7 protein-coding genes are annotated in these 6,735 nt (G+C 62.9%); 3 read left to right on the plus strand and 4 right to left on the minus strand.

The window, feature by feature from the left end; translation table 11 throughout:
- Positions 1–62: 62 nt before the first annotated feature.
- From R2834_20320 to R2834_20330, 3 genes are all read left to right on the plus strand, one after another.
- Positions 63–1,211: a PLP-dependent transferase gene (locus R2834_20320; GenBank protein ID MEZ4702691.1), complete on the plus strand. Its 1,149-nt coding sequence runs from the start codon at positions 63–65 to the stop codon at positions 1,209–1,211.
- A gap of 63 nt (positions 1,212–1,274) precedes the next feature.
- The gene (locus tag R2834_20325) at positions 1,275–2,135 is read left to right on the plus strand and encodes a proline dehydrogenase family protein (GenBank protein ID MEZ4702692.1); all 861 of its coding nucleotides are present in this window, start codon (positions 1,275–1,277) and stop codon (positions 2,133–2,135) included.
- Between the two features lie 142 nt (positions 2,136–2,277).
- Positions 2,278–4,038 (plus strand): discoidin domain-containing protein, encoded by a 1,761-nt coding sequence (locus R2834_20330; protein ID MEZ4702693.1) that lies wholly within the window; start codon positions 2,278–2,280, stop codon positions 4,036–4,038.
- Here the strand turns inward: R2834_20330 and R2834_20335 are convergent, their stop codons facing one another.
- The 4 genes from R2834_20335 to R2834_20350 all read right to left on the minus strand — a co-directional run.
- Positions 4,039–4,746, minus strand: coding sequence for a hypothetical protein (locus tag R2834_20335; GenBank protein ID MEZ4702694.1), 708 nt, complete (start codon positions 4,744–4,746; stop codon positions 4,039–4,041).
- A gap of 159 nt (positions 4,747–4,905) precedes the next feature.
- A complete protein-coding gene (gene trxB / locus R2834_20340) occupies positions 4,906–5,898 on the minus strand; it encodes a thioredoxin-disulfide reductase (GenBank protein MEZ4702695.1) in 993 nt (330 codons plus the stop codon).
- A gap of 129 nt (positions 5,899–6,027) precedes the next feature.
- Positions 6,028–6,372, minus strand: coding sequence for a thioredoxin (gene trxA, locus R2834_20345; GenBank protein MEZ4702696.1), 345 nt, complete (start codon positions 6,370–6,372; stop codon positions 6,028–6,030).
- A 154-nt stretch (positions 6,373–6,526) separates the two neighbouring features.
- Positions 6,527–6,735: hypothetical protein (locus R2834_20350; GenBank protein ID MEZ4702697.1), on the minus strand; the 209-nt coding region annotated here is incomplete at its 5' end.

Below are 6,735 nucleotides of genomic sequence, written 5' to 3' on the forward strand. Positions count from 1 at the left end.
CGTGAACAACCACGTATACGTCGCTCATTCTGCTAAGATCGATCTCCGTCCCAACCCGTCGCATGGACCGCACACCCACAACCCATCTCGAAACCGTACTCGCCCACGCCGGCTGCACCGTCGATCCCTCCACGGGCGCCGTCGTCGCCCCGATCCATCTCGCCACGACCTTCGAGCGCAACGCCGACGGCAGCTATCCGCGCTCGTTCGAATACAGCCGCATGGACAACCCCACACGGCATGCGTTCGAAAACACCCTCGCGGTGCTGGAAGGAGGGTCGCAGGCGGCCGCTTTTTCGTCCGGGATGGCTGCCGCGATGGTCGTCCTCCAGGCGCTCAAACCCGGCGACCACGTCATCATGCCGGACGACGTCTACCACGGCGTTCGCGTTCTCGCCACCAACATTTTCGCCGAATGGGGACTCGCCTGCTCGACGGTCGACCTGTCCGCCCCGGGCGCGCTGGAGGCTGCGATGCGACCCGAGACGCGCCTGGTCTGGGTTGAAACGCCCTCGAACCCCCGGCTCAAGATCACCGATATCGCCGCCACCGTGGAGGTCGCGCGGCAAGCCGGCGCCGAGGTGCTGGTGGATAACACCTGGGCCACACCGCTCCTGCAGCAACCGCTGCTCCTCGGTGCCGACCTCGTCCTGCATTCCGTCACGAAATACCTCTCGGGGCACTCGGATGTCCTCGGCGGAGCCATCGTCGCCCGCCGGGTGGATGGTTTGTTCGCCCGGATCCGGAAGCTGCAGGCTACCGGTGGCGCGGTCATGGACCCGTTCAGCGCCTGGCTGGCCATGCGCGGGATGCGCTCGATGGCGGCGAGGATGCGGGTGCATTGCGAAAATGCCCGCACGCTCGCCGGCTTTCTCCACAACCACCCGGCCGTAGAGCGCGTCCACTATCCTTCGTTGGCGGACCATCCGGGCCAGCGCATCGCGGCCTCGCAGATGCGCGATTTTGGCGGCATGATCTCGGTGGAGGTGCGCGGCGGGCAGGCGGAAGCCATGGCCGTCGCCGGCGCCGCCCGCGTGTTCCGCAGGGCGACGAGCCTCGGCGGCACCGAAAGCCTCATCGAGCACCGGGCATCCGTCGAGGCCCCTCCGACCCAAACGCCGCCCAACCTGCTACGGCTGTCGATCGGGCTCGAGCATATCGACGATCTGGTCGGGGATCTACGCAATGCACTCGGCGTTCTCGACGCCTAGATTGCGCATCGCCGGCCGGCACATCGCCACCGGGCCCGCGCATCACGGCATCTGTTCCTCCCGATGAAACTACCCTTTGCCTTCGCCCGACGGTTCGTCGCCGGTGAGTCCTTCCCGCAGGCGCTACCCGCCATCCGCACACTGACCGATCAGGGGCTCTTCGTCACCCTCGATATGCTGGGCGAATATGTGAGCGATCGCCACGTCGCCGAACGCGCCCGTGACGCCTACATCGAACTCATCAAGGTGACGAACGCCTCGCGCAATTTCAGGATGGAGGCCAACATCTCGATCAAACTCTCCATGCTGGGTCAGAAGATCGATGAGGCTTTTTGCCTGGACAACCTCCGGCAGTTGCTCGCCGTGGCGAAGGAGGAGGATGTCTTCGTGCGGTTGGACATGGAAGGTAGCGACATCACCGCCTCCACCCTGGGGCTTTTCGAGACCGTCTTCCCGGACTACCCCGATCATGTCGGCGTGGTGCTCCAGGCCTATCTGAAACGCACGGCGGACGATGTCCGCCGGATGTGTGAGCTCAAGGCGCGCGTGCGCATCTGCAAAGGCGCCTACAAGGAGCCGGCCGACATCGCCTATCAGGACATGCCGACCATCCGGGCGCGCTACATGGAGTATGCGCGCCTCCTCATCACCGAAGGCCGGTATCCGGGAATCGCCACCCACGACGACCAGCTCATCGACAGCGTCAAGGCCTTCGTTCAGGACGAGGGGATTCCGCTCGATCGGTTCGAATTTCAGATGCTGTACGGGATCCGCCCGAAGACGCAACTTCAGCTGCGCAGCGAGGGATACAATATGCGGGTCTACATCCCCTATGGCACCGAATGGGTGCCGTATTTCAACCGCCGGCTCCGGGAGCGCAAGGAAAACATCTGGTTCGTTGTTAAAAATCTCTTCCGTGCCTGATCGGAGCGGGGCATGGCCCCGGCGTGGCACGATCTTGGTCTGACACCCCGTCTACATCACGTCCCGGCATCGCGCATGCCTTTCGCCTGCGCGGCGAAGGAGCGCCTGCCGCACGATTCCCATCGACCCAATCCATCTCCCCATGCCTTTTAACAACCGATTGCACCGGCGCGCGCCTCTCGCCGCGGTGCTTGCCGGCATGCTGTTTTTTTCGGCGGCACGCCCGGTTTCCGGCCAGGAATACGACGTCGACCTCAACACGCATCCGGACGGCATCTACAGCGAAGCCCTGATGGAATCCGATTTCGGCAGCGTGCAGCTGCTGAACAACCTGGCCAACCGATTTACGCTCGTCTCCGACGCCGAAGCACGCGAAGGCGCGTCCCTGCGGGTCACCTACGTCCAGGGAGAAATCGGCGCGGCGAACAGCGGCGGGCAGTTTTTTGCGTTCCTGCCGGCGAGGGATGAATATTATCTCGATTATTACGTCAAATTCGCCGACGACTTCGACTTCCAGCTCGGCGGCAAGCTGCCCGGTCTGAGCGGCGGCGCCAGCAACAGCGGTGGCAACAAACCCACCGGCGACGGCTGGAGCGCCCGGTACAACTGGCGAGAAAATGGCCGCGCCGTCGTCTATCTCTATCACCTCGATCAACCGTCAACCTTCGGGCAGGACCTGGACCTGAACCGCTCCTTCCAGCCCGGGGTGTGGCACCGTCTCACCCAGCGTATCAAGGTGAACACGGGAAACAACAACGACGGCGAACTGCAGGTGTGGTTCGACGGCGAGCTGGTGTTCCTGCGCACCGACATTCGCTATCGAAACAACGACCAGGCGCCCGTCGATCACTTTTTCTTTTCGACATTCCACGGAGGCAACACCCCCGAGTGGGCGCCGGACCGTACGAGCTACGCGTACTTCGACGACATCCGGATCGGCACCGATCCCGCGGTCATGATCCCCGGGCTGGATAGCGGGCTGCTCGCGCAGATCGACCGGCCGGCACCCGGCGCCGTGTTCGAGTCGCCGGCGAACATCGCCATCGAGGCATCCTCCTTCTCACTCGACCACGCCATCACGTCGATCGCATTTTATGCGAATGACGTGCTTCTCGGGCAGCGCACGAGCCCGCCGTACACGTTCGACTGGACGAACGTGGCCGCCGGCACCTATACCCTCACCGCCCGCGCCACCGACGATACCGGCTCCGTGGCCACGTCGACAGCGGTCCAGCTCACCGTGCGCCCCGTCGACACGGCCAAAGGTCCCAACCTGGCGCTCAACCGGAACGTGACCGTCACCAGCGAGCAGGAGGGCAACCTGGGAAGCGGCGCCGTGGACGGCAGCACCGACCCGATCGACCGCTGGTCCGCCCAGCCCTTCCCGCAATCGGTCACCATCGATCTCGGCGCCGAGATGCCGATCAACATGGCCGAACTCGTCCCCTATCTCGACCGCGCCTACCAGTACGAGATTGCAACTTCGTTCGACGGAACGTCCTATACGACCGTCGTCGACCGGACTGCCAACACCGAAGGCGGGGCGCTCCTGGTCGACAGCTTCGCGGCAACGAGCGCCAGGTACGTAAAGCTGACGGTGACGGGTGCGGCCAACTATTCGGGGGATTGGGTCAGCGTCGTCGAATTCCGCCTCTTCGGCGGCGGCGGTTCGGCGCTCACCGCCGGCGACGCCACGCGCGACGGCACCCTGTCGGCGCTGGACGCCTCCTTCATCCTCCAGCACACCACCGGACTCATCACGCTGCCGGCAGACGCCCAGACGGTATCAGACGTGTCGGCTAACGGCACCATCGGGGCGTTGGACGCAAGCCTGGTGCTGCAGCGGCTCGTCGGACTCATCCCGTGTTTCCCGGTAGAAGCCGGCTGCGCCGGCAAGCGCTGATCAGTTGGCGCCGGCGGGGATGAACGCCACCAGCTCCCACGTACGCTGCCCTACGACGATCCATCGCTCCAGATCGGTCACCGGGGCGATCATCGCCTGTTCGATCCGAACCGCGCCGATGCCGGGCGCATAGTGACTCGCCATGGTCACGGTGCTGTCCAGCGGATAGCCGGCGTACCACTGGGGAGGTTCCGTCGCGAATGGCACATAGCCCTCGGGTAACGCGCGCGTATACACCACCGATTCGACCACACGCAGATCCGGTAGCGTATACGATGCGTCCATATCGGTCAGCGTCATCGTCGTACCGTCGGCAAGCACCAACACCGTCCCTTCAGCCATGGGATAGGGAAGAATCCGCTCCGTCGTTCCGTCTTCGCCAAGACGCCACAGGCCGTCCTCGCGCCACGATACGACATGCCCGCGCTCTCCGAGACTCCCGAAAGGAATCGAAAGGCCATGCCGGTCCTCGGCAATGAACCAGGGTTCACCGCCGATCACGGTATCGATCCGCGTAACGAAGGTATCCAGGCAGGGTGCGTTTACGTGGCCGTTTAACTGGATGACTTCTTCCAGGACCCACATGTCGCCCGCTGCAAACGAAATCAGGGGAGCGATAGGCTCGGGAACGTCCACGCCGCTGTCACAGCCAGCGCTGACGTAAAGAAGGATAAACGCCAGTACGAGTGAGGATGCTAACGTTCGCATGATATACCTGCAAGGTTGGATGAGAGAAAAGCAGTAGCAGGTTTTCGATCGATGCGGATGTGGTCAGATGAGAAAAAAACGTTCGATCCGTCTAGCCGCTATCGCATCGACGGATCGAACGTGAAGATAAGCATAACACATCACTAATTCAAAATGCCGCTACGAAACGGTCTCGCGTAGGGCTACGCCATGTTCGGCCAGCCAGCGCTCGGCATCAATGGCCGCCATGCAGCCCGTGCCGGCGGCCGTCACGGCCTGGCGGTAGACGTGGTCCTGGGCGTCGCCGCAGGCGAAGACACCCGGGACATTCGTATACGTCGATCCCGGCTTCGTCTGGATGTAGCCGGTCTCGTCGAGGTCCAGCCAGCCGGCGAAGACGTCCGTATTCGGCTTGTGGCCGATTGCCGCAAACATCGCCTTGACGGCCAGTTGCCCCTTTTCGCCGGTTTTGAGGTTCTCGATCACCACCCCATCCACTTCCTTCTCGCCGAGAATGTCGGTGATCACGGTATTCCAGAGGATCTCGATCTTGTCGTTTTCGAAGACCCGTTCCTGCATGATCTTCGATGCGCGGAATGCTTCGCGACGGTGAATCAGGTAGACCTTGCTCGCGAAACGCGTCAGGAAGAGCGCCTCTTCCATGGCTGTATCGCCGCCGCCCACGATCGCGACGTCCATGTTCCGGAAGAACGCGCCATCGCACGTGGCGCATGCCGACACGCCATAGCCGAGCAGCCGCTGCTCGTTGGGCAGCCCGAGGTATTTCGCCGAGGCGCCCGTGGCGATGATGACCGTCTGCGCCAGGATCGGGGTTTCTTCATCGACCAGCAGCCGGAACGGGCGCCGCGAGAGGTCGACGTGCGTCACCATCCCATAGCGGAGGTCGGCGCCGAAGCGCGATGCCTGCTTCTCGAACAGCTGCATCATGTCGGGCCCCATGATCCCATCGGGGAAACCGGGGTAGTTCTCGACGTCGGTCGTCGTGATCAGCTGGCCGCCCGGCTGGATCCCTTGATAGACGATCGGAGAGAGGTTGGCGCGCGCCGTGTAGAGGGCGGCGGTGAGGCCGGCCGGCCCCGTGCCCACGATGACCACCGGCGCCACTTCGGCGCCCGAGAAGTCAACGGTTTCGAGTTTGGACAAATCGGGCATCCCGTTTCTCATAGTCTGGGTGATTCAGGAAAGACTCCCGTAAAGGAAGAGCCCGGAGGGGCTGTGCGCTCCTCCGGGCTCGGTAGATCTATCGAAGCAACGCCCGTGGGGCGCCGGCGGCAGTCGACATCAGGCGGTCTGCGCAACGAGCGCCTCGAGCTTGTCGTTCAACACCTTCTTCGAGACAGCGCCGATCACCTGATCGACCACGTGGCCGTCCTTGACAAACAGAAGCGTCGGAATGGAGCGTACGCCAAACTGCATGGCCGTTTCCGGGTTCCGGTCGACGTCCAGCTTGCCGATTTTGGCGCGGCCTTCGTACTCGCTAGCGAGTTGTTCGATCACAGGCGCAATCATGCGGCAGGGACCGCACCACGTCGCCCAGAAATCGATCAGCACCGGCGTTTCGGAGTCGAGCACTTCGCTCTTGAAATTGGCATCGGTAAGGGTAACATATTTGGCGTTATCAGCCATGTTTTGCCTCCTACTTGAAAAGCTAAAACGTCTTGTGTTGCCGGACGATGAACATGATCGTCGACCTGTTGGTTTCTCCGGGCGGGGTATTCGTTACAATATCACGACCAGGGTGCGATCTGGGCGCATTCGCCCGTTATTGGGTATCGGCTGTCTACGCTTTTCCTTGCATCATCGCAGGCAGCGCATTTTCATAGACATCCTTCAAGGTGGCGCCGTCCACATCCACGAGCGTCTGCCCACCCCGACGAATGCGCAGCGCTCCATCCGTCACGACACCGATCCGGGTCAACTGAACACCCGCGTGCGTGGCGATCTGCCCGAGTTTTTCTTCATCGGCCGCATGGGCCGTCAGCACGATGC

Source organism: Rhodothermales bacterium (assembly GCA_041391505.1).
GTDB lineage: Bacteria > Bacteroidota > Rhodothermia > Rhodothermales > JAHQVL01 > JAWKNW01.

Excerpts from the sequence above, each read along its gene's own strand:
- R2834_20320 (MEZ4702691.1), top strand. The coding sequence starts at position 63 with ATGGACCGCACACCCACAACCCATCTCGAAACCGTACTCGCCCACGCC.
- R2834_20325 (MEZ4702692.1), top strand. The coding sequence starts at position 1,275 with ATGAAACTACCCTTTGCCTTCGCCCGACGGTTCGTCGCCGGTGAGTCC.
- R2834_20330 (MEZ4702693.1), top strand. The coding sequence starts at position 2,278 with ATGCCTTTTAACAACCGATTGCACCGGCGCGCGCCTCTCGCCGCGGTG.
- R2834_20335 (MEZ4702694.1), bottom strand. The coding sequence starts at position 4,746 with ATGCGAACGTTAGCATCCTCACTCGTACTGGCGTTTATCCTTCTTTAC.
- trxB (MEZ4702695.1), bottom strand. The coding sequence starts at position 5,898 with ATGCCCGATTTGTCCAAACTCGAAACCGTTGACTTCTCGGGCGCCGAA.
- trxA (MEZ4702696.1), bottom strand. The coding sequence starts at position 6,372 with ATGGCTGATAACGCCAAATATGTTACCCTTACCGATGCCAATTTCAAG.